The organism is Yoonia vestfoldensis DSM 16212 (assembly GCF_000382265.1).
GTDB classification, from domain to species: domain Bacteria; phylum Pseudomonadota; class Alphaproteobacteria; order Rhodobacterales; family Rhodobacteraceae; genus Yoonia; species Yoonia vestfoldensis.
Window position 1 is genome coordinate 293,373 of record NZ_KB907973.1, and the last position, 26,098, is coordinate 319,470.

At 63.7% G+C, this 26,098-nt stretch carries 24 protein-coding genes; 9 read left to right on the forward strand and 15 right to left on the reverse strand.

Annotated features, from left to right (window positions below):
• The first annotated feature begins 11 nt into the window (after positions 1-11).
• The 3 genes from H147_RS0101605 to H147_RS0101615 are packed head-to-tail and all read left to right on the forward strand — an operon-like array spanning position 12 to position 2,310.
• Positions 12-686 carry a cell division ATP-binding protein FtsE gene (locus H147_RS0101605; RefSeq protein ID WP_026352160.1) on the forward strand — a complete coding sequence of 225 codons (675 nt, stop codon included), beginning with the start codon at positions 12-14 and terminating at the stop codon, positions 684-686.
• Complete coding sequence (locus H147_RS0101610) at positions 683-1,576, forward strand: cell division protein FtsX (protein WP_019953586.1); 894 nt, start codon at positions 683-685, stop codon at positions 1,574-1,576. Before H147_RS0101605 ends, H147_RS0101610 begins: the two co-directional genes overlap by 4 nt.
• Positions 1,573-2,310 carry a lysophospholipid acyltransferase family protein gene (locus H147_RS0101615; protein ID WP_019953587.1) on the forward strand — a complete coding sequence of 246 codons (738 nt, stop codon included), beginning with the start codon at positions 1,573-1,575 and terminating at the stop codon, positions 2,308-2,310. The genes H147_RS0101610 and H147_RS0101615 overlap by 4 nt, the downstream gene beginning before the upstream one ends.
• On the opposite strand, the gene H147_RS0101620 is transcribed toward H147_RS0101615, so the two are convergent.
• The 6 genes from H147_RS0101620 to dapA form a co-directional block, all read right to left on the reverse strand.
• The gene (locus H147_RS0101620; RefSeq protein WP_019953588.1) at positions 2,307-3,269 is read right to left on the reverse strand and encodes an acetyl-CoA carboxylase carboxyltransferase subunit alpha; all 963 of its coding nucleotides are present in this window, start codon (positions 3,267-3,269) and stop codon (positions 2,307-2,309) included. The two genes, H147_RS0101615 and H147_RS0101620, sit on opposite strands and share 4 nt — an antisense overlap.
• A gap of 66 nt (positions 3,270-3,335) precedes the next feature.
• Entirely contained in the window at positions 3,336-4,292 is a 957-nt protein-coding gene (locus H147_RS0101625) for an L-malyl-CoA/beta-methylmalyl-CoA lyase (protein WP_019953589.1), read from the reverse strand.
• A gap of 122 nt (positions 4,293-4,414) precedes the next feature.
• The gene (locus H147_RS0101630; RefSeq protein ID WP_019953590.1) at positions 4,415-5,599 is read right to left on the reverse strand and encodes an amino acid aminotransferase; all 1,185 of its coding nucleotides are present in this window, start codon (positions 5,597-5,599) and stop codon (positions 4,415-4,417) included.
• Positions 5,599-6,465 carry a 3-mercaptopyruvate sulfurtransferase gene (gene sseA, locus H147_RS0101635; protein WP_026352161.1) on the reverse strand — a complete coding sequence of 289 codons (867 nt, stop codon included), beginning with the start codon at positions 6,463-6,465 and terminating at the stop codon, positions 5,599-5,601. Before sseA ends, H147_RS0101630 begins: the two co-directional genes overlap by 1 nt.
• Before the next feature lie 151 nt (positions 6,466-6,616).
• Positions 6,617-7,090, reverse strand: coding sequence for an SsrA-binding protein SmpB (gene smpB, locus H147_RS0101640; protein ID WP_019953592.1), 474 nt, complete (start codon positions 7,088-7,090; stop codon positions 6,617-6,619).
• Between the two features lie 23 nt (positions 7,091-7,113).
• Complete coding sequence (gene dapA / locus H147_RS0101645) at positions 7,114-7,986, reverse strand: 4-hydroxy-tetrahydrodipicolinate synthase (RefSeq protein ID WP_019953593.1); 873 nt, start codon at positions 7,984-7,986, stop codon at positions 7,114-7,116.
• A 147-nt stretch (positions 7,987-8,133) separates the two neighbouring features.
• Between dapA and H147_RS0101650 the strand changes: the two genes are divergently transcribed.
• Positions 8,134-10,095 (forward strand): lytic transglycosylase domain-containing protein, encoded by a 1,962-nt coding sequence (locus H147_RS0101650; RefSeq protein WP_245541088.1) that lies wholly within the window; start codon positions 8,134-8,136, stop codon positions 10,093-10,095.
• Positions 10,096-10,124: 29 nt separating this feature from the next.
• On the opposite strand, the gene H147_RS0101655 is transcribed toward H147_RS0101650, so the two are convergent.
• Both H147_RS0101655 and mnmC2 read right to left on the reverse strand, forming a co-directional pair.
• Entirely contained in the window at positions 10,125-11,000 is an 876-nt protein-coding gene (locus tag H147_RS0101655) for a DMT family transporter (RefSeq protein WP_026352162.1), read from the reverse strand.
• Entirely contained in the window at positions 10,984-11,670 is a 687-nt protein-coding gene (mnmC2, locus tag H147_RS0101660; protein ID WP_019953596.1) for a tRNA (5-methylaminomethyl-2-thiouridine)(34)-methyltransferase MnmC2, read from the reverse strand. Before mnmC2 ends, H147_RS0101655 begins: the two co-directional genes overlap by 17 nt.
• Positions 11,671-11,717: 47 nt before the next feature.
• Here mnmC2 and H147_RS0101665 point away from each other — a divergent pair, with 47 nt between their 5' ends.
• Positions 11,718-12,743, forward strand: coding sequence for an NAD(P)/FAD-dependent oxidoreductase (locus H147_RS0101665; RefSeq protein WP_019953597.1), 1,026 nt, complete (start codon positions 11,718-11,720; stop codon positions 12,741-12,743).
• Positions 12,744-12,770: 27 nt separating this feature from the next.
• On the opposite strand, the gene H147_RS0101670 is transcribed toward H147_RS0101665, so the two are convergent.
• The 4 genes from H147_RS0101670 to H147_RS0101685 are packed head-to-tail and all read right to left on the reverse strand — an operon-like array spanning position 12,771 to position 16,176.
• Positions 12,771-13,583, reverse strand: a complete 813-nt coding sequence (locus H147_RS0101670; protein WP_019953598.1) for a bifunctional allantoicase/(S)-ureidoglycine aminohydrolase — start codon at positions 13,581-13,583, stop codon at positions 12,771-12,773.
• 13 nt (positions 13,584-13,596) lie between these two features.
• The gene (locus H147_RS0101675; protein WP_019953599.1) at positions 13,597-14,355 is read right to left on the reverse strand and encodes a LamB/YcsF family protein; all 759 of its coding nucleotides are present in this window, start codon (positions 14,353-14,355) and stop codon (positions 13,597-13,599) included.
• Positions 14,339-15,376 carry a 5-oxoprolinase subunit C family protein gene (locus H147_RS0101680; RefSeq protein WP_019953600.1) on the reverse strand — a complete coding sequence of 346 codons (1,038 nt, stop codon included), beginning with the start codon at positions 15,374-15,376 and terminating at the stop codon, positions 14,339-14,341. The genes H147_RS0101675 and H147_RS0101680 overlap by 17 nt, the downstream gene beginning before the upstream one ends.
• Positions 15,376-16,176, reverse strand: a complete 801-nt coding sequence (locus H147_RS0101685) for a 5-oxoprolinase subunit B family protein (protein ID WP_019953601.1) — start codon at positions 16,174-16,176, stop codon at positions 15,376-15,378. The genes H147_RS0101680 and H147_RS0101685 overlap by 1 nt, the downstream gene beginning before the upstream one ends.
• A gap of 195 nt (positions 16,177-16,371) precedes the next feature.
• Here H147_RS0101685 and H147_RS0101690 point away from each other — a divergent pair, with 195 nt between their 5' ends.
• Positions 16,372-17,517, forward strand: a complete 1,146-nt coding sequence (locus H147_RS0101690; protein ID WP_019953602.1) for an efflux RND transporter periplasmic adaptor subunit — start codon at positions 16,372-16,374, stop codon at positions 17,515-17,517.
• A complete protein-coding gene (locus tag H147_RS0101695) occupies positions 17,514-20,633 on the forward strand; it encodes an efflux RND transporter permease subunit (protein WP_019953603.1) in 3,120 nt (1,039 codons plus the stop codon). The genes H147_RS0101690 and H147_RS0101695 overlap by 4 nt, the downstream gene beginning before the upstream one ends.
• Here H147_RS0101695 and H147_RS0101700 read toward each other — a convergent pair whose 3' ends face one another.
• Both H147_RS0101700 and katG read right to left on the reverse strand, forming a co-directional pair.
• Positions 20,634-21,674 (reverse strand): flavin monoamine oxidase family protein, encoded by a 1,041-nt coding sequence (locus H147_RS0101700; RefSeq protein ID WP_026352163.1) that lies wholly within the window; start codon positions 21,672-21,674, stop codon positions 20,634-20,636.
• A 72-nt stretch (positions 21,675-21,746) separates the two neighbouring features.
• Complete coding sequence (gene katG, locus H147_RS0101705) at positions 21,747-23,948, reverse strand: catalase/peroxidase HPI (RefSeq protein ID WP_019953605.1); 2,202 nt, start codon at positions 23,946-23,948, stop codon at positions 21,747-21,749.
• 139 nt (positions 23,949-24,087) lie between these two features.
• Here katG and H147_RS0101710 point away from each other — a divergent pair, with 139 nt between their 5' ends.
• Entirely contained in the window at positions 24,088-24,987 is a 900-nt protein-coding gene (locus H147_RS0101710; RefSeq protein ID WP_019953606.1) for a LysR substrate-binding domain-containing protein, read from the forward strand.
• Here H147_RS0101710 and H147_RS19215 read toward each other — a convergent pair.
• Entirely contained in the window at positions 24,984-25,835 is an 852-nt protein-coding gene (locus tag H147_RS19215; protein WP_019953607.1) for a Hint domain-containing protein, read from the reverse strand. The two genes, H147_RS0101710 and H147_RS19215, sit on opposite strands and share 4 nt — an antisense overlap.
• A 100-nt stretch (positions 25,836-25,935) precedes the next feature.
• Here H147_RS19215 and H147_RS20460 point away from each other — a divergent pair.
• Positions 25,936-26,098, forward strand: a 163-nt coding sequence (locus H147_RS20460; RefSeq protein ID WP_019953608.1) for a helix-turn-helix domain-containing protein, incomplete at its 3' end; no start/stop codon positions are given.

The following is a 26,098-nucleotide window of genomic DNA, read 5'->3' on the forward strand; positions in this document are numbered from 1 at the left end:
AAGGAAAGATCGTGATAGAACTCGACAACGTGTCTTATGGATATGGTGGAACGACCTTGTTTTCGGGGCTTTCGCTCAAGTTGGCGCCAGGGTCATTTCATTTCCTGACAGGGCCGTCCGGTGCCGGAAAAACAACATTGTTGCGTCTGTGCTACGCCGATTTACGGGCCAAGACGGGCAAGGTGCGGCTGTTTGGGCAGGATGCCGCCACCCTGACCCGCGACGAGGTGGCGATGGCCCGCCGACGGATCGGGGTCGTGCATCAGGATTGCCAATTTCTTGACCATCTGTCGATCGCCGAAAACATCGCACTGCCGCTGACGGTCGCTGACCGGATCGCGGATGCGCAAAACAATCTTGCTGAACTGCTGTCTTGGGTCAGCCTTGGCCCGCAGGCAGGCCAGCGCCCGCCGGAGCTGTCGGGTGGCGAAAGACAACGCGCGGCGCTGGCGCGCGCCGTCATCATGTCGCCTGATGTAGTCATTGCCGATGAACCCACCGGAAACGTCGACTGGGACATGTCCCAGCGCCTGCTGGCCTTACTGATAGAGCTGAACCGAATGGGCAAGACGATCCTGATCGCCACGCATGATCTGGCGATGATCCGGTCGATGAAGGCGGATGTGAACGCGCGTGTCCTGCGGCTCAAGGGCGGGCAGTTGATTCAGGCGGGGGCGGAATTGTGAAGAACCTTCTCGCGCTGATCATGGGTGACCCTCTCGCCGATCGCGCGGTGCCGCCGACGGGCATTTCCGCGCGTCTGACGGTGTTTGTCGCGGCAGCGATGGCGTTTCTGGCCGTCTTTGCGCTGGCGCTGTCGCTGACGGCGGGGCGGTTGGCCAGTGGTTGGGCCGACGATCTGGCGCAATCCGCGACGCTGCGCCTGCCTGCCGATCTGGACCAAACGAACGAGGCGTTGCGCGCTGCCGTCAATGTCTTGCAGACGACGACAGGCGTCGCCTCTGCCCGCGTGCTGGAGGCGGATGAACAGCGCGCCTTGCTGGCCCCGTGGTTCGGGCCGGATATTCCCGTGGAATCCCTGCCTGTGCCGCAACTGATCGAAATTCTACCCGATGAGGACGGTTACGACGCCGAAGGGCTGCGCGCCCGCCTGCAGGCCGAGGTGCCGGGGGCCGTGCTGGACGACCACGGCGCGTGGCGCGAACCCCTGCTGGCCGCCGCACAGCGGCTGCGTCTGGTGGGGTGGAGCGTGCTGGCCCTGATCGGGGCGGTGATGGCCGCGATGATCACGCTGGCCGCCCATGCGTCCCTTGCGGCGAATGCGCAGGTGATCCGCGTGCTGCGGCTGGTCGGCGCGCGGGATGCCTATATCGCGCGGGCCTTTGTGCGGCGGTTCACCCTGCGTGCGGGGCTGGGCGCGATCCTTGGGGCGGTGCTGGCGCTGGTGGCGTTGCAAGGGTTGCCACAGGCCGATGTCGCGGGGGGCACGGGTGTGCATTTCGGATTTGTCGGACTCGACTGGATTTGGCCGCTGGCGATTCCGCCCTTGTCGGGTATCGTGGCCTTTGCGGCGACACGAGCGGCCGCGTTTCGCAGGCTGAAGGAACAGACATGAGTTATGCGATACAATGGCTGCGGTCGTTGATCTTCAACGCGCAAATGTATGTCGCCATGCTGGTCATCGGCATCCTTTACCTGCCTGCCGCGATCTGGTCGCGCGAAGGGGCCATTGCCGCCTGTCACGCCTATTGCCGCTGGGTGCGCTGGACATCGGGCTGGATGATCGGGCTGAAAACAGAAATCCGCGGCACGCCGCCCACGGACGAGGTGATGGTCGCGCCCAAGCATCAGTCGTTTCTGGACGTGCTGATGATTTACGGCGCCATGCCGCGCGGCAAGTTCATCTTCAAGGCGATCCTGAAATATGCCCCGGTGATTGGCCAGTTCGGTCTGCGGATCGGCTGCATCCCGGTGGATCGCGGCAAACGCGGGCAGGCGATCAAACAGATGGTGGCCGATGTGCAGGCCGGGCGCGCCATGCCGGGGCAGCTGATCATCTATCCGCAAGGCACGCGCATCGCGCCGGGGGTCAAGGCGCCTTACAAGATCGGGACAGGCGCGCTTTATCGTGAACTGGGTCAGCCGGTCGTGCCGGTTGCCACCAATGTGGGCGTGTTCTGGCCAAAACGGGGTGTCTACCGCCACCAAGGCACGGCGGTGTTCGAATTCCTGCCCCGCATCGAACCGGGGCTCGAGATTGCGGATTTCATGGTGCGGCTGGAGACCGAGATCGAAACCGCCTCTGACAGGCTTGCCGCCGAGGCGGGTTTTCCGCTCCGGTCGGCTTAAGCGGCGAGCCCCTTGCTGCCAAGTGCCAGATACTTGCCGCGGCGGTCCTTGCGCAGCTTGTCGCCGGATTTGCCACCGAGTTCCGCCAGCATGGATTTCAGCGCCTCGCCTACGGCTTTCACGGCCACGGCAGGATCGCGGTGCGCGCCGCCCTTGGGCTCCGCGATGATCCGGTCGCAGACGCCCAACTCGTGCAGGTCCTTGGCGGTCAGGCGCAGGGCTTCGGCGGATTCGCGCATCTTTTCGGAATCCTTCCACAGGATCGAGGCACAGCCTTCGGGGCTGATCACCGAATACACCGAATGTTCCAGCATCGCGACACGGTTCGCTGAGGCAAAGGCGACCGCGCCACCTGATCCGCCCTCACCGATGATGACGCTGATCAGCGGCACCTTGAGCGCCAGACATTTTTCCGTAGACCGGGCAATCGCCTCGGACTGGCCGCGTTCTTCGGCACCTTTGCCGGGATAGGCACCGGGGGTATCGACCAACGTGATGACGGGCAGGCCAAACCGGTCGGCCAGATCCATCAGCCGGATCGCCTTGCGGTATCCTTCGGGGCGGGCCATGCCGAAATTGCGCGCGATGCGCGATTTGGTGTCGTTGCCTTTTTCATGGCCGATGACCATGACAGGCATATCGTTGAACCGCGCCATGCCGCCCATGACGGAATGGTCGTCGGCGAAATTCCGGTCGCCCGCAAGCGGGGTGAATTCGGTGAACAAAGCCTCGATATAGTCGATACAATGCGGGCGTTCGGGGTGGCGGGCCACCTGACATTTGCGCCATGGTGACAGGTTGGCATAAAGCGAGGTCAGCAATTCGCCCGCCTTCTTGTCCAGCGCCGATGCCTCTTTCGATACATCCATTTCGGGATTGTCCCGCGCCATTGCGCGCAATTCCTCGGCCTTGCCTTCAATCTCGGCGAGGGGTTTTTCAAAGTCGAGGTATAGTGTCATGGGTGCGTGCCCTGTTGCGGATGTCCGACTTATATGGCGCAACCGGGGACCGATGGCAACGGCGCGTCAGCTCGCGATCATCTCGGACTGGCGCACGATCACTTCGGCTTGCTTGATCGAGGCGATGTCGACCAGACGCCCGTTGTAGACGGTCGCACCTTCGCCACGGGCCTTGGCCTGTTCCATGGCCGCAAGGATCTCGCGCGCTTCGGCCACGGCGGCCTCGGACGGGGTGAACACCTCGTTGGCGAGGGCGATCTGCTTGGGGTGGATCGCCCATTTGCCGACCATGCCCAATGTGGCCGACCGGCGCGCCTGCGCGCGATAGCCTTCGTCATCGCTGAAATCGCCAAACGGGCCATCCACAGGCAGCACGCCATGCGTCCGGCAGGCCGCGACAATCGCGGTCTGCGCCCAGTGCCACGGGTCGGAATAATGCCGCGTGTCACCGTGCAGCATGTAATAGTTGTCCTGCGTCCCGCCGATACCTGTGGTCTGCATCCCCATAGAGGCCGCGAAATCCGCAGCCCCCAGCGACATCGCCGCCATGCGCGGAGAGCTGGCTGCGATTTCCTCGACATGGGCGATACCGGCAGCCGATTCGATGATGACCTCGAAACTGATCGGCTTGGTCCGGCCCTTGGCGCGTTCGATCGCGGTGACCAGTGCATCCACGGCATAAACATCCGCCGCACAGCCCACCTTGGGGATCATGATCTGGTCCAGCCTGTCGCCCGCCTGTTCCAGCACATCCACGACATCGCGGTACCAATAGGGCGTGTCCAACCCGTTGATCCGCACGCTCAGCGTCTTGGTGCCCCAATCGACGGTATTGATCGCGTCGATCACATTGTCCCGCGCGCTGTCCTTGTCCGACGGTGCGACGCTGTCTTCCAGATCGAGATTGATCACATCCGCGGCGCTTGCCGCCATTTTCGCGAACAGCTTGGTGTTCGATCCCGGGCCGAACAACTGGCAACGGTTCGGACGGGCAGGGGGGGCAGGCTGCAGGCGGAATGACATGGCGATCCTTCGGGTAGCAAAATTGCGCAACGGGTTTCCCATTGGGTATTATATTGCGCAACGGGTCACAAGAGGCGTTTGCAACCGCAGCATTGCGGTTGCACAGCTGTCGGCAATCAGGCTCAGACGCCTGCGGTCACAATCGCCTGCGCCAGTACCGGCACGCTTTGCGCGTTCAGGCCCGCGACGTTGAACCGGCTGTCACCCACCATGTAGATGCCCTTGTCCGCGCGCATCGCCGCAACCTGTTCCGGTGTCGCCCCGAGGCGGCTGAACATCCCGCGATGATGGGCAAGGAAATCGAAACGGTCGGTGTTCGTCAGGCGCTTCAATTCATCGGCCAGTTGCTGGCGCAGGCCCAGCATCGACAGGCGGGTTTCTTCCAGTTCCGCCTCCCATTCGGCGCGCAAGGCCGGGTCGGTCAGGATCGTGGTGACGACCCGTGCGCCATGATCGGGCGGAAAGGAATAGTTCTGCCGGTTCAGAAAGGCGAGGTTCTGTTGCGCCAGCGCCTGCTGGTCGGCATCCTTGGCAATGGCCATCAGCGCGCCGGTGCGTTCGCGGTAGATGCCAAAGTTCTTGGAACAGCTGGCGGCGATCAGGCAATTGTCGAACGCACCCGCGATCTGGCGCGTGATCTGGGCATCCGCCTCCAGCCCGTCGCCAAAGCCCTGATAGGCGATATCGACGAACGGCACGGCGCCACGGTCCTGCATCAGGGCGATGACCTGCGCCATCTGCTCTGCCGTCAGGTTCGCGCCTGTCGGATTGTGGCAGCAGCCGTGCAGCAGCACGACATCGCCTGCCTTGAGCGCGCCCAGATCGGCCATCATCCCGTCGAAATCCACGCCGCGCGTCGCATTGTCGAAATAGCGGTATTCGGCCATCTTCATACCAAGATACTTGATGATCGACGGATGGTTCGGCCATGTCGGGTTCGACAGCCAGACCGTGGCATCCGGCGCCGCCATGCGGATCAGTTCCAGCGCCTGCCGGATCGCGCCCGTGCCACCGGGTGTCGCCACACAGGCCACGCGGTCAGCCGCGACACTGTCGCCCAGCACCAGATCGCGGATCGCCGCACCAAAGGCCGGATCACCGGCCAGACCTGTATAGGCCTTGGTCGTCTGATCCGCCAAGATCCGGCGCTCGGCCTCTTTCACCGCACGCATGACCGGCGTGTTGCCGGTTGCGTCCTTGTAGACGCCGACGCCAAGGTCGATCTTGTCGCTGCGCGGATCGGCCCGGTATTCGGCCATCAGCATCAGGATCTTGTCGGCGGGTTGCGGGTGCAGATTGTGCAGCATCAGGCGGCTCCGGTTGCAAGTGGAAGATCGGCATACATGCCCCATTCGGACCAGGAGCCGTCGTAAAGTGAGTGATCGGTCTTGCCGATCCGTTCAAGGGCCAATGACACCACAGCCGCCGTGACCCCCGACCCGCAGGTCGTGATCGCGGGCTTGTCCAGATCGACGCCCGCATCGGTGAAAACGGCGCGCAGTGCAGCGGGCAGTTTCATGGTGCCATCGGCGTTCAGCAGGTCCTGATAAAAGACGTTGCGCGATCCAGGAATATGGCCGGACCGCATGCCGGGGCGGGGCTCCGGCGTCTCGCCGCGGAACCGTCCGGGCGCGCGCGCATCGATGATCGTGTGATCCCCGAGCTTGGCCGCACGTGCGACATCGGTCACATCGCGCACCATCTGCGCACGGCGCTGCACGGTCATGTGGCGGTCGCGGATCACGGGTGCGGCAGTGGTGACAGGCTTGCCCTCGGCCACCCATTTGGGCAAGCCGCCATCCAGCACGGCGACGGCATCATGCCCCATCAGCCGGAACATCCACCAGACGCGCGCGGCCGAAAACAGCCCCGCCCCGTCATAGACCACAACCTGATGACCATCACCCACACCCATCGCGCGCATCCGCGACATGAATTTTTCTACGGGGGGTGCCATATGCGGCAATTCCGACCGCAGATCGCTGATCTCGTCGATGTCGAAAAAGCGCGCGCCGGGGATATGACCGGCCTGATATTCCGCCAGACCCGACCGTCCGGCGTCCGGCAGATACCAACTTGCATCCAGTAGTCGCAGATCGGGGTCTTTGAGATGGTCCAGCAGCCAATCGGTGCTGACCAGCGTTCTGGTGTCATCCGGCGCGGGTTTGGTCATGACATTGCCCTTTGATCGCATGGATGCGTGACTATCGCGCAACCCGCATGGAAACAAGGGATCACCGCCCGCCCCGGCCCTGGCACCTTCTTTTTTCCGAAAATACTCCGGGGTGAGGGCCGGACCTGTCCGGGCCGAGGGGCAGCGCCCCTTAGTCCCCGTGCCGCAAAAGCCGCTGCTTCTGGCGGCCCCAGTCACGGGCGGCTTCGGTCGCGCGTTTGTCGTGGTTCTTCTTGCCCTTGGCCGTCGCGATCTTCAGCTTTACCAAGCCGCGGTCGTTGAAATACATGACCAGCGGCACCAGCGTCATGCCTTCGCGCTTGGTCGCGTTCCAGAGCCGCGATAATTCCTTGCGGCTGACCAGCAGCTTGCGCTTGCGGCGTTCCTCATGGCTGAACATCGCGCGTTCGTAGGGCGCGATATAGGCATTGGTCAGCCACAATTCGCCATTGTCGACCGAGGCATAGCTGTCAGCGATATTCGACTGGCCGACGCGCAGGGATTTCACCTCGGACCCGGTCAGGATGATCCCGACCTCGATGTCATCCTCGATGGCAAAGTCATACCGCGCGCGCCGGTTCTCGGCGACGACCTTGTAATTCGTCTTTTCATTCTTCTTGGCCATCGGTCCCAGATAGGCGCTTGGCCTCAGGTCAGCAAGCCCGCATGGACCATCGCTGCGCGCATCTTGGCCTTGGTGGCATCGGTCAGCGGGATGAGAGGGCTGCGCACCTCGTCCGAACACAGCCCCAGCAGTGACATGCCGTATTTCGCCCCTGCGACCCCCGGTTCGGTAAAGATCGCCTCGTGCAGCGGCATCAAACGGTCAAGTTGCGTCAGGGCCTTGGCATAATCGCCCGCCAAGGTGCTTTCCTGAAATGCGGCGCAAAGCGCCGGGGCGACGTTGGCCGTGACCGAAATGCAGCCCACCCCGCCATGCGCGTTAAAGCCGAGCGCGGTCGCATCCTCGCCAGACAATTGCACGAAATCTGTGCCACAGCGCATGCGCTGCTTGGGGACGCGCGCCAGATCGCCGGTGGCGTCCTTGACCCCGATGATCATCGGATGCTGCGCCAGCGCGCCCATCGTGTCGGGGGTCATATCGACGACCGACCGGCCGGGGATGTTGTAGATGATGATCGGCAGGCCGCAATCGGCGGCGGCGGTGAAATGCGCGATCAATCCGGCTTGGGTCGGCTTGTTGTAATAGGGTGTCACGACAAGGGCGGCATCGGCACCGGCGTTTTTCGCGGCTTCGACCAGACGCACGGTTTCGATCGTGTTGTTCGATCCGGCACCGGCGATCACGGGGATACGGCCTGCGGCCTCCTGCACCACAATTTCCACGACCATGTCGTGTTCTTCATGGGTCAACGTCGGGCTTTCGCCGGTGGTGCCGACGGGAACCAGCCCATGGCTGCCCTGTTCCACATGCCAGTTCACCAGCTTTTTCAGCGTCGCGACATCCACCTGCCCGTTTGCGAACGGTGTGACGAGTGCGGGGATGGAGCCCTTGAACATGCGACGTTTCCTTGTGTGCGGGACGATTCCCGTCTTGGCGAAATCGCGCGGACCCTAGACGCCTTTGCGGCGGATGCCAAGTTTGTCAGTTGCCTTGGCGCACGGCTGCTTTACCCTGCACCAAAACAAGCAAGAGCGGTGATCCTGATGCGTCTTACGGCCCTGTGCCTTCTGTCTTTCGTCGTGGCCACGCCGGTCGCGGCGCAGCGAGTCGATCAGACCGCTGTCGCGGCGGTTGTCGCTGCGGGCGATGGTTGGGACGTGGCATATCAGATCGCCGCAGATGCCGATCCGGTCGCGCGCGACGTGCTGACATGGCTGCGCCTGCGCGCGGGCGAGGCTGAATTCGCCGACTACCTGTCCTTTGTCGCCGCCCGCCCCGACTGGCCGGGCCTGACCCAATTGCGCCGCGCCGCCGAGGCGGTGATCCCCCCTGATGCCGACCCGCAGACCGTCATCGCATGGTTCGACGCGGCCCCCCCCGCAACTGGCGCCGGTGTCGTCCGGCTTGTCGAGGCCCTGACCGCCGCAGGGCAGGCCGAGGCGGCCGAGACCGCCTTGCGCGCCGCTTGGCTGACGCTGGGGCTGGACGAAGAGGGCCATGCCATCGTGATGGCCAGTTTCGCGGACAGGCTTGCCCCTTGGCACGCCGCCCGCGCGGATGCCCTGCTCTGGCGCGGGCGCACCAGCGATGCCGCGCGCCTTTTGCCAGTGCTGCCCGAGGATCAGCGCGCCCTGACCGCCGCGCGCATCGGCTATGCCAATGGCACCGACAACATGCTGCCTTTGTTCAATGCCGTGCCAGCGGCGCTGCGTGACAATCCCGGCCTGATTTATGCCCGCTATAGCTGGCTGGCCGCGCGCGGCGACTGGACCGACGCGACCGAGGTGCTGCGCGCGCAATCGACCAACGCTGCTGCCTTGCAGGAACCCTTCCGCTGGTCAGGCTACCGGCAGGTGCTGGCGCGCTGGCACATGCGCGAAGGCCGCGCCGATCTGGCCTATGAATTGGCTGCCACCCATTTCCTGACCGAAGGCGAGGCTTTTGCCGATCTCGAATGGCTCGCAGGCTATATATCGTTGATCTATCAGGGCAATCCGGTGCAGGCGCTTGCGCATTTCGAGACGGCGGCGGCACGTGTGTCCGGCCCCATATCAATGGCGCGGATGAACTACTGGATCGGGCGCGCGCAGGATGTGAAGGGCAACACTGACCTTGCCCTTGTCGCCTATGCGCGCGCGGCAGCGCATCAGACGACGTTCTATGGCCTGCTTGCCTCGGAACGGATCGACCGGCCGCTGGATGCGGCCTTGGTCGGGGCGGATGTCGCGTGGCAGGGTGCGCCCGTGTTCGAGGATGACCTGACCCGCGCCGCGCTGATCCTGCTGGAAGGGGGCGAACGCGGGGCTGCCGTCACGTTCTTTGCCGCGCTTGGCGAACGGCTGGAACCTGACGCCTTGCGCGCGCTGGGGGCCTATCTGTCCGCGATCGACGAGGATTACTATACCTTGCTGCTGGGCAAGACCGCCGTGACGCGTGGCGAAGTCCTGCCCGAAATCTATTATCCCGTGCATGATCTGGCGCAAATGGACCTGCCGGTCGATCCGGCGCTTGCCCTGTCGATTGCGCGGCGCGAAAGCGAATTCAACATCGGGATTGGCAGCCCCGTCGGTGCGCTGGGCCTGATGCAGGTCATGCCCGCGACCGCGGAAGAGGTCGCAGGCTGGCTGAGCCTGCCCTATTCCCGCGCGCGGCTGACCAGCGACTGGCAGTATAATGCGACGCTGGGCGCGGCCTATCTGGCCTATCTGCAGGACGAATTCGGCCCCAGCCCCGTGATGATCGCCGCAGGCTATAACGCGGGCCCCAGCCGTCCGCAGGCCTGGATGCGCGAACGCGGTGATCCGCGTCTGCGGCAGATGGATGTGGTCGACTGGATCGAACATATCCCCTTTGTCGAGACCCGCAATTACGTGCAGCGCGTCACCGAAAGCCTGCCGGTCTATCAGGCGCGGCTGAGCGGGCAAGCGGGGCCGGTGCAGTTTATGGCGCTGTTGATCGGGCAGAAACCGATCTTGCGCCCTGTGGCACGGCCCGTGCGGGATTAAAAACTTTTATGCCTCCGGCGGGGATATTTTTACTCGGAAGATGAGGCTTTCTGGCGGGCGCGCCACAAGGTGAAGAGCCCGGCACCCACGACGATGGCGGCACCGATGGCGACATTGGGGCGGATCGTCTCGCCCATCAGCCCGACGCCGATGATGCTGGCGAAGACCAGTTGCAGATAGGCGAAGGGTTGCACGGCGCTTGCTTCGGCGACTTCATAGACCTTGATCAGCAGCCAGTGCGCGGCAGCCCCCGTGATGCACAGCGTGATCATCCAGCGCCAGTCGGAGGCTGACATCGGCTCCCAGAACCAGACGCCGACTACGGTCATCACCACCGCCCCCGACGTGCCGGTCCAGAAGAACGAGGTTGTCGTATTGTCGAGCCGCGCCGCATAGCGCGTCAAAAGCCCGTAAAGCGCGAACATGAAGGCCGAAGCCAGCGGGATCGCGGCGGCGGGCGAAAACACCGCAAAGCCCGGTTGCAAGATCACCAGCACGCCCACAAAGCCGATCCCGATCGCGACCCAGCGTCGCCAGCCCACGCTTTCGCCCAGAACAGGGCCGGACAGCGCCGCGATCAGCAGCGGATAGCAGGCAAAGATCGCATGGCTTTCCACCAGCCCCAGATAGACGAAGGCCGTGACCATGACGCAGATCTCCAGCGCAAGCAGCGTGCCGCGCGCGATCTGTAAAAGCGGCTGTTTGGTGCGCGCCGCAGCGCGGATCGACCCCGATTGCCGCCGTGCGATGGCGATGACGAAAGCGGCAAAGAACCAGTAGCGGATCATCACGATCATGATGACGTTGTTGTTGGCCGCCAGATGCTGCGAAATCCCGTCCTGTATCGCAAAGATGAAAGTCGTGAGGATCATCAGCATGATCCCGAGCCTAGTATTCGTCTGCATCTGGCATCCTCGCGCGGGTCATGTGCCGCTTGCGTCCGTATCCGGGGTGACGGGTGACGGTGAAACCGGCCTCGGCCAATGCGCGCCGGATATGTCCCGCCGCGCTATAGGTCGCCGCCGTGCCGCCTGCGCGCGTATGCGCCGCCACCGCCTGCAGCAGCGCGGGTTCCCACAGTTCGGGGTTCTTGGCGGGGGAAAAACCGTCCAGATACCATGCATCAGCCGCACCTTGCCAAGTTGGCAGCGTCAGGCGGGCATCGCCGATGATAACGTCCAATGTCAGCCCGTCGTCCAGCGCAATTCGTCCCGCATCCGGTGTCCATGCCGAAAGCAACCGCGCGGCATAGCCCCCCAGCGTGGGGAAATGCGCAAGCGCTGTCGCCATATCGGCCTCTGCCATCGGGAAAGCCTCGAACGAGGTGAAATCCAGCGTGCTTTGCCTGCCCGCGTGCACCCAAGCGTCCCATGTGACCAGCAGGTTCAGACCCGTGCCAAAACCCAGTTCAGCTATCCGCAGATCCCCCCCGAACCGCGCGGGCAGGTCGTTACCTTCCAGAAACACATGCCGCGTTTCCGCCAATCCGTCATCAAGCGAGAAATACGGGTCGTCGAAATCGCGCGCGATCGGCACCCCGCCGCGCCAATCGAGTTTTGCTGTCTGGTCTGTCATGCCGGTCTGCCCTAGGTCATAGGCATCATTGGGGCGAAGGGCACAGAATGGCAATTGCTGATATCACGGTGATGGGGGCGGGGGTGTTCGGCCTGTCGGTGGCCTATACTTGCGCGCAGCGCGGGGCCAAGGTGCAGGTGATCGACCCTGCCGGTGTCGCGGCGGGGGCCAGCGGTGGCCTCGTCGGTGCGCTTGCCCCGCATGTGCCGGAGCATTGGAACGACAAGAAAGCGTTCCAATTCGACAGCTTGATCATGGCGGAACACTTCTGGGCGGATGTTGCAGCCTTGACCGGGACCGACACCGGCTATGCCCGCACCGGACGCTTGCAGCCATTGGCGGATGCGCAGGCGGTGGACTTGGCACGCGCGCGCGCGCTATCTGCCGCCGATCTATGGCAAGGTCTGGCGACATGGCAGGTCGAACCCGCCACCGATGCGCCGTGGATGCCGCCGTCGCCCAGCCGCTACGTGGTGCGCGACACGCTGTCCGCACTGGTCCATCCCCGCCGTGCGACGCACGCCTTGGCCGTTGCGGTGGAAGCCTTGGGCGGCAGGGTCCTGCGCAATGGTGCACCAGAGGGCAAGGTCGTCTGGGCCACCGGCTGGGCTGGCATGACCGAGATCGGCGGCAATGGCGTAAAGGGCCAGGCGGCCTTGCTGCGCTATGATGCGGCTGGCAGCCCGCAACTCTTTGCTGACGCGCTGCATATCATCCCGCATCTGGATGGCACCGTCGCGATCGGGTCCACCTCGGAGCGGGATTTCACCGATCCCGCCAGCACTGATGCCGCCCTTGATGACGTGATCGCGCGCGCCATCGCCGCCTTTCCGGTGCTGCACGGGGCCGAAATCATCGCACGCTGGGCCGGTGTGCGCCCCCGCGCGCCCAGCCGCGCGCCGGTTTTGGGCCATCACCCGACGCGTGCGGGTGCGTATATCGCCAATGGCGGCTTCAAGATCGGCTTTGGTATGGCGCCCAAGGTCGGGCAGGTCATGGCTGATCTGATCCTGGAAAACCACGACGCGATCCCCGACGGATTTCGTGCCTCTTCCCCCATCTTCCGAGCCTAAATATCCCCGCCGGAGGCATAAAAGTTCTTATAGCGGCATATGCCGGTTCACATCCTTGTAAAGCAGATAGCGGAAAGGCCCCGGACCGCCTGCATAACAGGCTTGGGGGCAGAAGGCGCGCAGCCACATGAAATCGCCCGCCTCGACCTCGACCCAATCCTGATTGAGGCGGTAGACCGCCTTGCCTTCGAGCACATAAAGCCCGTGTTCCATCACATGGGTTTCGGCAAAGGGGATCACGCCGCCGGGCTGGAGTGTCACGATATTGACATGCATGTCGTGGCACATATCGGCGGGGTCCACGAAGCGGGTCGTGGCCCATGCGCCGGCGGTGTCGGGCATGGCGATGGTGGTTGCAGCCGTCTCGTCGGTGACGAAAGCCTCTGGCGCGTCGATGCCATCGACCGCGCAATAGGTCTTGCGCACCCAGTGGAACGTCGCGGGCGCATCGGTGCCGTTGCGCACCTGCCAGTCGCAGCGCGCGGGTAGATAGGCATAGCTGCCCGGGCGCATCGCGTGATCCACCCCCGCGATGGTCAGGGTAAACCCGCCCTTGACCACAAAGATCACGCCTTGCGCGCCCTTGTCCGTCTCGGGCCGCGTGCTGCCGCCGCCGGGGGCCACCTCCATGATATACTGGCTGAAGGTTTCCGCGAACCCCGACAAAGGTCGCGCCAGCACCCATGCGCGGGTCTTGTCCCAGAACGGCAGGTTGCTGGTGACGATATCGGCCATCACCCCTTTGGGGATCACGGCATAGGCGGTGGTGAAAACCGCGCGGCCTGTCAGCAGGTCGGTCTGCGGGGGCAGGCCGCCCTCGGGTGCGTAGTAACTGGTCATTGCAGGCTCCGTTTCAGAAGGGGGCAAGCGTGATCCCCGCCTGCCTCAGGTGATCGCGCAGGCCGCGCGCGGCGGCGACTGCGCCGGGGGTGTCGCCGTGCAGGCAGATCGTGTCGATCCGACAAGATATGTGCTTGCCGCTTTCCGCGATGATGGCACCCGCCTGCACCATCGCCAGAATACGCGGGCCAATGACGGCGGGGTCGTGCAGCACTGCACCCGCTAGCCGACGGTCCACCAATGTGGCGTCATCGTTATAGGCGCGGTCGGCGAAAATCTCGCCCGCCCAGGCGCAGCCCAGATCGCGCGCGGCCTGTTCTTGTGCGGTGGCGGCTAGCACCATGATGACGAGATTAGGGTCCACATCCAGCGCCGCCTGATAACAGGCCCGCGCGAGGGTTGCATCGACCGAGGCCATGTTGGCCAGCGCCCCGTGCAGTTTCAGATGCCTGATGCGCCCACCTGCGCGGCGCGCCATCGCCTGGGCCGCACCCAGCTGATAGGCGACGGCATTCGCGACCTCGGCGGCCGGGATCGGCAGGTTGCGTCGTCCGAAACCCTTGAGATCGGCAAAGCCCGGATGCGCGCCAAGGCTCACGCCGCGTGCTGTGGCTTGCCGCATCGTCCGGTCCATCACATCAGGATCGCCCGCGTGAAACCCACAAGCCACGTTGGCCGACGTGATGATGTCGAGCAAAGCCGCATCATCCCCCATCGTCCAGGGGCCAAAGCTTTCGCCCATGTCGGCGTTCAGATCAACCTTGATTGCCATATTCGTCCCGTTCCAGATCATCGCCTGCGGTCACCCCGCTGACGAGTTGGTAGCCCAAGAGATCGGCGATGTCATGTGGATCGCGGATCAGTGGCTGCCGCGCCTGCCGCAAGGCACGCAGGACATCGGCGTCGGCTTGCGCGGTCGCATCGGCCGCTGCGGTATCGAGCAAGGTGAATTGCAATGCCGTACCGGGGGCGGCTTGCGCGACGCGCGGCAGATCGGCAGGGATGACGGTGCCGATGCGCGGATAGCCCCCGATCGTCTGGCATTCGGCAAGCAGGACGAACGGCACCCCGTCTCCGGTCAATTGCACGTCGCCCGGCACGATGAGGTCCGACGTGATGCCAAGCCCGCCTGGCGCCGCGAACGGCGCACCGTCATGGTCCAGCCGCACGCCCTGCCTGTTGCCGCGCGGATCGCGCCGGAACGGCGTCGCCAGAAACGCGGCGAGCGTCGCTTCATCGAAAAGATCCGTCTGCGGACCCGGCATCATCCGAATGATGCCGCCGCTGCATCGGTCGGCGACGTTCAGTCTTTGTGCCGGCCAGTCCGGCGCCGGATCATCGCCCAGCGGCAAGGTATCGCCCGCGCTCAGCGCGCGTCCCAGCCCTGCGCTCAGATGTGTCGCGCGGCTGCGCATGACCGGATCAGTCGTGAAACCACCGGCAAAGGCAAGATAGCCGAAAACGCCTCTTTTCGCGCCGCCGACAGTCAGCGTTGCGCGTGGTGTCAGCAGATGGGTGGTGTTCGGGGGCACAGGCACACCGTCGACGCTGACCTGCATCAGCGCGCCCGTCAGGGCCATGCGCACGGGCTGGTCAGTGCTGAAAACACCGCCAAGCCCCATGAATTCGATAACCGCAAAGCCGGCATCCTGATCCAGCAGCGCTGCGGCTTCCAGCACCGCAAGCCGGTCGGCAGCGCCGCCGCGCGACAGGCCCTGAGCGGTCCAGCCGGGGCGACCAAGATCCTGCAATGTGACGCCGGGACCCGATTTGTGGATTGTCAGGACAGGCATCAGCGCAACACGTCGCAGGTCGCGCCGCCGTTGCTGTCGCGATTGGCACGCAAGCCGCGCAGCGTATCGTCCGATACCGCGACGCATTGCACCGCATCGCCGGGTTCCAGCGGGAACGGTGTGTCACTGTCGGGCCGCCAGACCGAAAACGCGCTTTGCCCGATCTGTCGCCAGCCTGTCGGCGTGTCGGCGGCGAAAATGATCAATTGGCGCACCGCTGTCACCAGCGCGCCGCGCGGCACCTTCGGGGTCAATTCCGACAGGCGCGGTATGTCCCAATGGGGCGGCATCATCCCCAAGTAGGGCTGGCCAGGCGCGAAACCGATCGCCAGAACACGGAGCTGTTGCGCCGTGATTTCCGCCACCGCCTGTTGCGTCGTCAGCCCGGCAAGGGCCGCCGCCTCGGCCAGCTGCGGTGCATGCATCGGACCGAAGGCCACCGGAATGCGCCACAGGCGGCGGGGCGAGGTTTCGGCGTGTTGCAGGTCGCCCAAGAGGCCGCGCAGGTGCCCCATCACCCTGGGTCGGTCGGTCGCCGCCGGATCGAACCCGACCCGCACAGAGGTGAGCGATGGCGCCACTTCGGTCACGCCGGGCACATTGGCACCCCTGATGACGTCGCAGAAGGCATGAGCGGCGGCATTTGCCTGCGGGGTCAGCACGCGCGAGAACCGCACCAGAATCCCATCGATACCCAAGGGACAGAAGGTCGGGTCAAGGCGGGGGTCACGTGTCAGGCTTGGGTCTTGTCCGGGGCCGCCATGGATATCCGGCAAAGCACCGCTCCTGTTCTTTTGCATCACCCCGACTTAGCCATGGCGCGCAGGGGAATGTCCAGACGGTCGCGACCGCGCCGTGCAGCCGCCGCTGGCTTGATCGTGATGCGATGTTGTCACATGAAGCTGTTGCTTGCATCTGGTAACACCGCTGCGGCGGTACTACTTAGACACGACTCGGCCCATGTTCTATGATGGCCTGACGCAAAAGGAAAACCGATGGCTGGCGCGACACCCCCCGATCAGACGGGGAAACTCCAATTCGACACCGACAAGGGTGCCGGGCGGTCCAAGTGGATCGCTGGCATGCTGGCGCTTGCGCTGGTTGGCTGGATGGGCAGCGGTCTCGTCATACCTTCCGCCGACCCTGCCGAGACGGCCGCCACGGACACACCCGACCGCGCCGTCAGCGTCGCCGTTGTCGATTCGGTCGCAGAGGACGTGCCCTTGGTCCTGACCGCCGAGGGGCAGTCGATCCCCGACCGAGCCACGACCGTGCGCGCCAAGGCCGACGGTCAAATCGCCTCGGTTGCGGTCAAGCGTGGCGATCTGGTGACCGCCGGGCAGGAAATTGTGCGGCTTGATGCCGCCATCGCCGAAGCGCAGCTTTTGCAGGCGCAGACCCAATTGGAACAGGCGCAGCGCGACTATGACAACGCGCTTGCCTTGCAAGGCCGTGGGGTCGCGACCGAAGACCGCGTGTCGCAGGCGCGGGCCGCACGGGCAGCCGCCGAGGCTGCTGTCACTTCGGCGCAGGATCAGCTGAACAACACGATCCTGACGGCACCGTTTGCCGGTCGTCTGAACGATCTGACCGTCAATGTCGGTGAATTCGTCGACAATGGCGCTGTGGTTGCCGAAGTGCTCGACAACGATCCTCTGACGGTTGTGGTGCAAGTGCCGCAACAGGCGCTTTCACGTCTAGAGACAGGCCAGACCGCCGAGGTGTCCTTTATCACCGGCGAGGAAAAGACCGGCACCGTCGCCTTTATCGGGGCGAATGCGGACGAACAGACGCGGACTTTCCGGGTCGAGGTGACGGTCGATAATCCCGACAGCGTCATGCCTGCGGGTCTCAGCGCGCGTGTGGCGATGCCGACCGGACAGGCGCGGGGGCATTTCGTGTCGCCTGCGGTGCTGTCGCTGGGCACCAACGGCGATCTTGGGATCAAGACCGTGGATTCGGACAATCGCGTGGTTTTCTCGGTCGTGCAGATCGTACGCGCGCAGACCGACGGGATCTGGGTCGCCGGTCTTCCGGACGAGGCGCGGATCATCACCGTGGGTCAGGGCTTTGTCAATCAGGGTGACCCTGTCGAACCGCGCGCACCGACGCAGGACCAGACAGCCTTGGTGCAGCCATGAACGGACTGATCGATTCCGCTTTTGGCCGCAGCAAGGTCGTCAGCCTTGTTCTGGCGTTTCTGCTGCTGGTCGGGGCTTTCGCCTACATCGCGATCCCCAAGGAAAGCAATCCCGAGGTCACGATCCCCGTGGTCTATGTGTCGACCTCGCTTGACGGGATTTCGCCGCAGGACGCCGAGGGCGTGCTTGTCCGACCGATGGAAACGGAATTCGCGTCACTGACGGGCCTGAGCACGATGATTGCCAAGGCAGGCGAAGGTTTTGCCACTGTGCAGCTTGAATTCGAACCCGGTTTCGATGCCAGCCAGGCGCTTGATGATGTGCGCCAGGCCGCCGACCGGGCCGAGAACGACCTGCCGGACAGCGTGCAACTGACCGTCACCGAGATCAACACAGCATTGTTCCCGATCCTGACGGTGATCCTGTCCGGCCCGGTGCCCGAACGGACGCTGAACGCGCTGGCTGACAATCTGCAGGACGAGATCGAGGCGCTTGGCGGCGTGCTCGAGGTGGATGTCGCGGGCAAGCGCGATGAATTGCTCGAGGTGCTGATCGACCCGACAGTGTTCGAGACCTACAATCTGTCGTTCGATGAACTGATCGGATCGATCACGCGCAACAACCAGTTGATCGCGGCCGGTGCCATCGAAAGCGAGGCAGGGCGCATCGTGCTCAAGGTGCCGGGCCTGATCGAGAATGTGCAGGACGTGATGGAATTGCCGATCATCACACGCGGCCAGACGGTCGTGACCTTTGCGGATGTCGCCACGATCCGCCGCACCTTCGAGGACCCAGCGGGCTATGCCCGCATCGACGGACAGCCCGCCTTGGCGCTTGAAATCAAGAAACGTGCCGGGGCCAACATCATCGATACCGTGGATGAAGTGCGCGCCGTGATCGACCGCGTGCGCGCCGATTGGCCCGAAAGCGTCGAGATCAGCTATACGCTGGACGAAAGCGAAACCGTCAAGACGATGCTGTCCGACCTCGAAGCCAACGTGATCGCAGCGATCATCCTGGTCATGATCGTGATCGTCTATGCGCTGGGCCTGCGGTCGTCCTTGCTGGTCGGGCTGGCCATTCCGGGGGCATTCCTGACCGGCGTCGCGATCTTGTATTTCATGGGGCTGACGATGAATATCGTCGTGCTCTTCTCGTTGATCCTTGTCGTGGGGATGCTGGTGGACGGGGCGATCGTCACGGTCGAACTGGCGGATCGTTACTTGCACGAAGGCGACAGCCCCAAATCCGCCTATGCCCGTGCGGCCAAGCGGATGGCCTGGCCCATCATCGCCTCGACCGCGACCACGCTGTGCGTGTTCTTTCCGTTGCTGTTCTGGTCGGGCGTCGTCGGCGAATTCATGAAATTCCTGCCCATCACCGTGATCGTCACGTTGTCGGCATCCTTGTTCATGGCGCTGATCTTCATTCCCGTCGTTGGCGGCATGATCGGCAAGCGCCAAGGTCAGACGGCCAAGGCCAAAGCCCAGCTTTACGCCGCCGAAAAAGGCGATCCGCGTCAGATGACAGGCTTCATGGGTGGGTATATCAAGGTTCTGGAATGGTCGATCTTGCGCCCATGGACGACGCTCAGCTTTGCGATGATCGCGCTCGTCGGGTCTTTTGTCGCTTATGGGCATTTCGGCAACGGCCTGACCTTCTTCCCCGATGTTGAACCCGATTACGCGCAGGTCGAAATCTTGGCCAAGGACAATTTCTCGGTCTATGAACAGGATGCGCTCGTCCGCGAGGTCGAGTCCCGCCTCGAGGCTTATGACGAAATCGCCAGTATCTACGCGCGGTCCGGCGGGTCCCGCGAAAGCGGCGACGTGATCGGCGCGCTGCAACTCGAACTGACGGATTGGGACACCCGCAGGCCTGTCGCCCTGATCGCCGAGGATATCCGCACCGAGATGGCGCAAATCCCCGGGATCGAGGTGCAGGTGCAGACCAGCGCCGCCGGGCCGGGCGGTGGCAAGCCGATCAACCTGGAAATCTTCAGCGGGAACGATGCGGACCAGACCGCAGCCGTGGAAGCCGTGCTCGGGTCGATGAACCGGCTAGGCGGGTTTATCGACGTCATCGATTCGCGCCCCAGCCCCGGTGTCGAATGGCAGATCAGCGTCGACCGCTCCGAGGCTGCACGCAGCGGGGCCGACGTCGCCTTGCTTGGACAAGCGGTGCAATTGCTGACGCGCGGCATCAACGTTGCCAATTTCCGTCCCGAGGATGGCGATGGCGAGGTCGATATCGTCGTGCGTTTCCCCGCCGATAGCCGCACGCTCGCCGAGTTGGAGGCACTGCGCGTGCCCACATCCGTGGGGCTCGTGCCGATCTCGAATTTCGTGTCGTTCAATCCCGCCCCGCGCAGCGGCGTGATCACGCGGATCGATCAGGCACGGGTTCTGACGATTTCCGCCGATGTCGCACCGGGGGTGCTTGCGAACGACCAGACGCTCGCCCTGCAAGCGGCCATTGCGGATCTGGACCTGCCTGACAGCGTGACGGTCAAGTTCGGCGGCGAAGCAGAAGATCAGGCAGAATCGATGGTGTTCCTGATTGGCGCGTTCATGTCGGCCATCGGGCTGATGTTTCTGATCCTGCTGACGCAGTTCAACAGCTTCTGGCAGGCCTTTGTCGTGATGTCGGCGATCGTGTTTTCCGTCGCGGGCGTGCTGTTGGGGCTGATGATCACGGGCCGTCCCTTTGGCGTCGTGATGGGGGGGATCGGTGTCATCGCCTTGGCCGGTATCGTGGTGAACAACAACATCGTTCTGATCGACACGTTCAACGAGCTACGCGCCGAGGGGCTGTCATCACTGGAAGCCGCCTTGCGGACAGGGGCGCAACGTCTGCGGCCTGTGGTGCTGACCTCGGCCACGACGGCGCTGGGCTTGCTGCCGATGGTGATCGGGCTGAACATCAACTTTTACACACGCGAGATCGTCTATGGCGCTCCGTCGACGCAATGGTGGACAGAACTGTCGAGCGCTATTGCGGGCGGCCTCGTATTCGCAACGGTGCTGACCCTGCTGGTCACGCCTGCGATGCTCATGCTGGGCGAAAAGCGGGCCAAGCGGGCCATGCCGAACACGGCGTTTGTTCCGGCAGAATGATCACGCGGTCATGACAAGACTGGCCGCCCGTTCGGCGGCGGCCAGCGCCCCTTCGATCAGGCCACCGTTGTCGGTGGTCAGTTCCGCGCAGGCGAAAATGATCCTGTCATGCGCGACCTGCCGCAGGGCAGGTGGCAGCAGATAGGCCGGATGGCCCATCGGGGGCGTGGCGTCCGCAGGGGTGGCGGTAAAGGCTTCGCGCGACCAATCCATGATACGCAGCGCGCGCGGCCCCGCGGCCTGAGGTCCAAACAGATTGACCAGTTGGGCGATCACGGGCGCGCGCAGATCGGTTCGCGCACGCTGGTCGGCAGAGATTCCCACAAACCCGAACAAGGCCCCAAGCAGACCTTGCGCAGGGCTCGCATCATGGATTTCCGCCAGAGGGCCGCGCCTGCTTGCCGCATCGCCGGACAGGTCGTCCTTGCGCCAGAACGGGCTGTCATAAACCGCGACGCATTTCGCATGCGCGCCCATCCAGACCGGAACCGCCGCCAGCGCCTGCCGCGCGTCATTGGGCAAGGCGGGCGTAAAATCCAGACCTGCCGCCAGCCGTGGCGGGATGGCGATCACGATCCTGTCGGCGGTGATGGTCCGGCCGTCCTGCAAGGTCGCGCCGCTGTCCGACACCCGTTGCGCGACGGCACCCGTGATCAGCCGCGCAGGGTCGAGCCGCGCGACAAGGGCGTCCACCAGTGCGCCAGTGCCGCCTGCAATCCGCAGCGATCCGGCCATCGACATGAATCCTTTGTCGCGGATGACCTGCCCGTTCGGTTGTTCGTAAAGCTGCGCGCCACTGGCGTATTGCCCAAAAAGCGCGATACCCAGCAGGTCGCACAGGGCCGCGATCCGCATCTGCCCGGGCCAGACCCAAGAGGGACCCAGATCGAAGCCTTCACCGTCAAGATGCAAGGATGCGATCCGCCCGCCGAAACGGTTTCGCGCGTCGATCAGCAGGTAATCCTGCCCAACCATCTGTAGCCGATGGGCAAGGGCAAGGCCAGTAAGACCACCACCGATAATGAGGGTTGAGGTTTTCATCAGCGGCCCCCTTGCCGTGCAATGGCCGCGAAAAAGGGGCGCAGCCGGAAAACCGGCTGCGCCCTGTCTTGCTTACTTCAGATCGAAACGGTCCAGTTCCATGACCTTGGTCCATGCCTGAACGAAACGACCGACAAAGCGCTCTGCCTGATCGTTCTGTGCATAGGCTTCGGCGATGGCGCGCAGTTGCGAGTTCGAGCCGAACACCAGATCGACCCGCGTGCCGGTCCATTTCACCGCACCGGTGGCGCGGTCACGCCCTTCGAACGCATTTTCATCACCTGCGACAGGGGTCCAGTCATAGGCCATGTCGGTCAGGTTGACGAAAAAGTCGTTGGTCAGCGTGCCGGGTTTGTCGGTCAGCACACCGTGGCTGGTGTTGCCATAGGTCGCCCCCAGAACGCGCAGGCCGCCGACCAGTGCGGTCATTTCCGGTGCGGACAGGCCCAGAAGTTGCGCACGGTCCACCAGCAGCTTTTCAGCGGCCACCGATAGGCCGGGCTTGAGGTAGTTGCGGAAACCGTCGGCAATCGGTTCCATCACATCAAAGCTTTCGGAATCGGTTTGTTCGGCGCTGGCATCGGTGCGACCGGGCGTGAACGGCACCGACAAATCGTGACCCGCAGCCTTTGCCGCAGCTTCAATCGCGGCGGACCCACCCAGCACGATCAGATCGGCCAGCGACACGCGCTTGTTGCCGGTCTGGGCCGCGTTGAACGCGCTTTGCACGCCTTCGAGCGCTGCCAGCACCTTGGACAGCTCGGCAGGTTCGTTGACGGTCCAGTCCTTTTGCGGGGCCAGACGGATGCGCGCGCCATTGGCACCGCCCCGGTTGTCCGACCCGCGGAAGGTCGAGGCCGAAGCCCAGGCCGTGCGCACCAGTTCCTGCACGCTCAGACCCGTCGTCATGATCTGCGCCTTGAGCGCGGTCACATCGGCGGCGTCGATCAGGTCGTGATCGGCGGCAGGGATCGGGTCCTGCCAGATCAGGTCTTCGGCGGGGACTTCGTTGCCAAGATACAGCGCCTTTGGCCCCATGTCGCGGTGGGTCAGCTTGAACCATGCGCGGGCATAGGCATCGGCGAAAATCTCGGGGTTTTCGTGGTAATGTTTGGAAATCTTCGCATATGCCGGGTCGAGTTTCAGCGCCATATCGGCGGTTGTCATCATCGGCGCATGGCGGCGTGCGGGGTCGTGGGCGTCAAGCACCGCATCCGACATCGCGCCATTGGCAGGGCGCCATTGATGCGCACCGGCGGGGCTTTTCGTCAGTTCCCAATTATTGCCCAGAAGCGTGTCGAAATAGCTCATGTCCCAAGTGGTGGGCGTGGGGGTCCATGCGCCTTCGATGCCGCTCGTCGTGGTGTGCACGCCTTTGCCGGTCTCGAAACCGTTCTTCCAGCCGAACCCCATCTGGTGGATCGGCGCGCCTTCGGGTTCGGGGCCCATCAGGGCGGCATCACCGGCACCATGCGACTTGCCAAACGTGTGGCCACCGGCGACCAATGCGACGGTTTCCTCGTCGTTCATCGCCATGCGCGCGAATGTTTCGCGAATGTCACGGGCGGAGGCCAGCGGGTCGGGGTTGCCGTTCGGGCCTTCGGGGTTGACGTAGATCAGACCCATCTGCACGGCGGCCAGCGGGTTTTCCAGCTCGCGGTCGCCCTTGTAGCGAGTGTCGCCGAGCCATGTATCCTCGGTGCCCCAATAGATGTCTTCCTCGGGTTCCCATATATCGGCACGACCGCCTGCAAAACCAAAGGTCTTGAAGCCCATCGATTCCATCGCGACGTTGCCCGCAAGGATCATCAGGTCGGCCCAGGAAATCTGGTTGCCGTATTTCTGCTTGAGCGGCCAGAGCAACCGACGCGCCTTGTCGAGGTTGCCGTTGTCGGGCCAACTGTTCAGCGGCGCGAAACGCTGGGTGCCGGACCGCGATCCGCCACGTCCGTCAGCGGTGCGGTAGGTGCCGGCGCTGTGCCAGGCCATGCGCACGAAAAACGGGCCGTAATGGCCATAGTCTGCGGGCCACCAGTCCTGGCTGTCGGTCATCAGCGCGGTCAGGTCCTGTTTCAACGCCTGCAGGTCGAGTTTCTTGAACTCTTCCGCATAATTGAAATCTTCGCCCATCGGGTCGAGCGCGGGTGCGTTCTGGTGCAGGATGCGCAGGTTCAACTGGTTGGGCCACCAGTCGCGGTTGCCGCGTGTGCCGGTCGTCGTGTTCAGCCCGACGCCGTGCATGACAGGGCATTTTCCAACATCGTTTCCGTCCATGATTCTCTCTCCGATCGTGTTGTGGCAAAGCAGGTTCGCAACGCTGCCGCTTGCATGGCGCGCGCGATTAGAATCCTTCTAACATAAGTATGCCATTTGTTTAAGTTGCAATTTATAATAGTTTCGATAACTTCAGGTTATGAATATCACGCTCAAACAGCTGCGCTATTTCGAGGCGCTGGCCCGCCACGGCCATTTCGGGCGCGCGGCGGATGCCTGCGCCATTTCCCAACCTGCCCTGTCGGTGCAGATCAAGGAGTTGGAAAGCACGCTTGGCACGGCCCTGTTCGAACGCGGCGCGCGGCAGGTCCGGCTGACCGCATTTGGCGAAGACTGGGCGCAGCGCGTGCGTGGCATCCTGCAGGCGGTCGATGAACTTGCCGATATGGCGCGCGCGGCGCAATCGGGCTTGGCAGGGCGGTTACGGATCGGGGTGATCCCGACCATCGCGCCCTACCTTTTGCCGGGGCTGATCGGCGCATTGGGGCGCAGCTTTCCTGACCTCGACGTGCATGTGCGCGAAACCATGACGCAACGCTTGATCGAGGAATTGCACGACGGGCAGATCGACACCGCCATCGTGGCCTTGCCCGTGGCCGAGCCCGCGCTGGAGGAACTGACACTGTTCGAGGAAAAGCTGCTGCTGGTCCGGTCCGAAAAGGATGGCGCGGCCCCCGTGCCGCAACCCGCCGACCTGCGCGACATGCGGTTGCTGCTTCTGGAAGAAGGGCATTGTTTCCGCGATCAGGCGCTGTCGTTCTGCAACCTGCAATCCGCAATGACCCGCGACGGGCTGGACGGCAGTTCGCTGTCCACGCTGGTGCAGATGGTGGGCGCTGGCATCGGTGTCACGCTGATCCCGCAGATGGCCGTCGCGGTCGAGACGCGGTCCGCACCTGTGCGCATCAGCCGTTTTGCCGACCCGCAACCGGCGCGCACGGTGGGGATGATCTGGCGCAAGACCAATCCGATGGCGGCGCAATTCCGGCAGGTGGCCGAGGTGGTGCGCCAGACGGCGGGTGATTTGACGCAGGTTTAGTGATTTTCGGCCAGCAGGGCCTTGTCGTTGCGCAGATGCCGTTGGGCAAGCGCACGCGCGCTGTGTCCCGCCATGATCGGGCGGACGGCATTGTCGGCACCTTCGATCAGTCCGGGAAAGATCAACGCCAGTTCGCGTTGCGCGTCCGGGTCCATGCCGCGCATGGCCTGCGGCCCGGCCAGCAAGGTCTCGGCCCAAAGGCCCTCGGCGCGCACCATCTCGTGCCGGTCCAGCCGCAGATGCAGATAGCTGACGTCGCGCGGCTGCGTCGTCTGGCTGATGCCGGGCGTCGCGCATAATTGTTTCACGGCGACCAGCGCTTCGGGCTTGCCGGTCATCCGGGCGACGATCCTGGACCGGACCAGCACGCGGTGTTGCGGTGACAGCCAGAGGTCGCGGCGCGGCAGCCCTGATCCCATCGCGCCCGCGGCGATGCAGACCGGCAGCACATTGCGATGCAAAAGGGTCGCGGCAAGGCTGATGTCGCTGCGTCCGATCCAGCGGATCGGCTGCAGGCCGCTGTCGAGCGTCTCGACCAGATCGCCGACCGCCAGCGTCTCGACGGGATGCGGGCCTTTGTCTGTCGCGATCAGCGTGCCGGCACAAAAACAGATGACGTTGAACGCACCGTAAGCATCCAGAAATTCCAGTTCGCCGTTGTTGTTGCCTGCCGTCGGATCGCCGTTCTCGTTGGTCGCAAGATAGGTCAACTGCGTTGGCGTCGTGGGCAGACCGCCGTTGATATTGTATAGCAGGTAGTCCGACCCGCGGCTGAAGACGATGTATTCATCGCCAGCACCAAGCCCCGAGACAAGATCATTTCGGGGCCCGAGATTGTTGATTGTCACTGAGAACTGACCCGGCAGCAGCAGAAATTGTCATCGAGAATTGACCCATGTGCAACCTTACCCCGGCTTGAATCAGCTGGGAGCACTTGGAGTGATAGACATGGGATTTTTAAAAGTTATCCGGAAATGGGCGCTGCGTGACAAGATGCCCATTCGCGAGATCGCGCGGCGGACGGGCGTGTCTCGCAACACGATCAAGAAGTATTTGCGGGAGGGGATTGTTGAACCTGCGTTTCACGCGCCAGATCGTCCCAGCAAGCTGG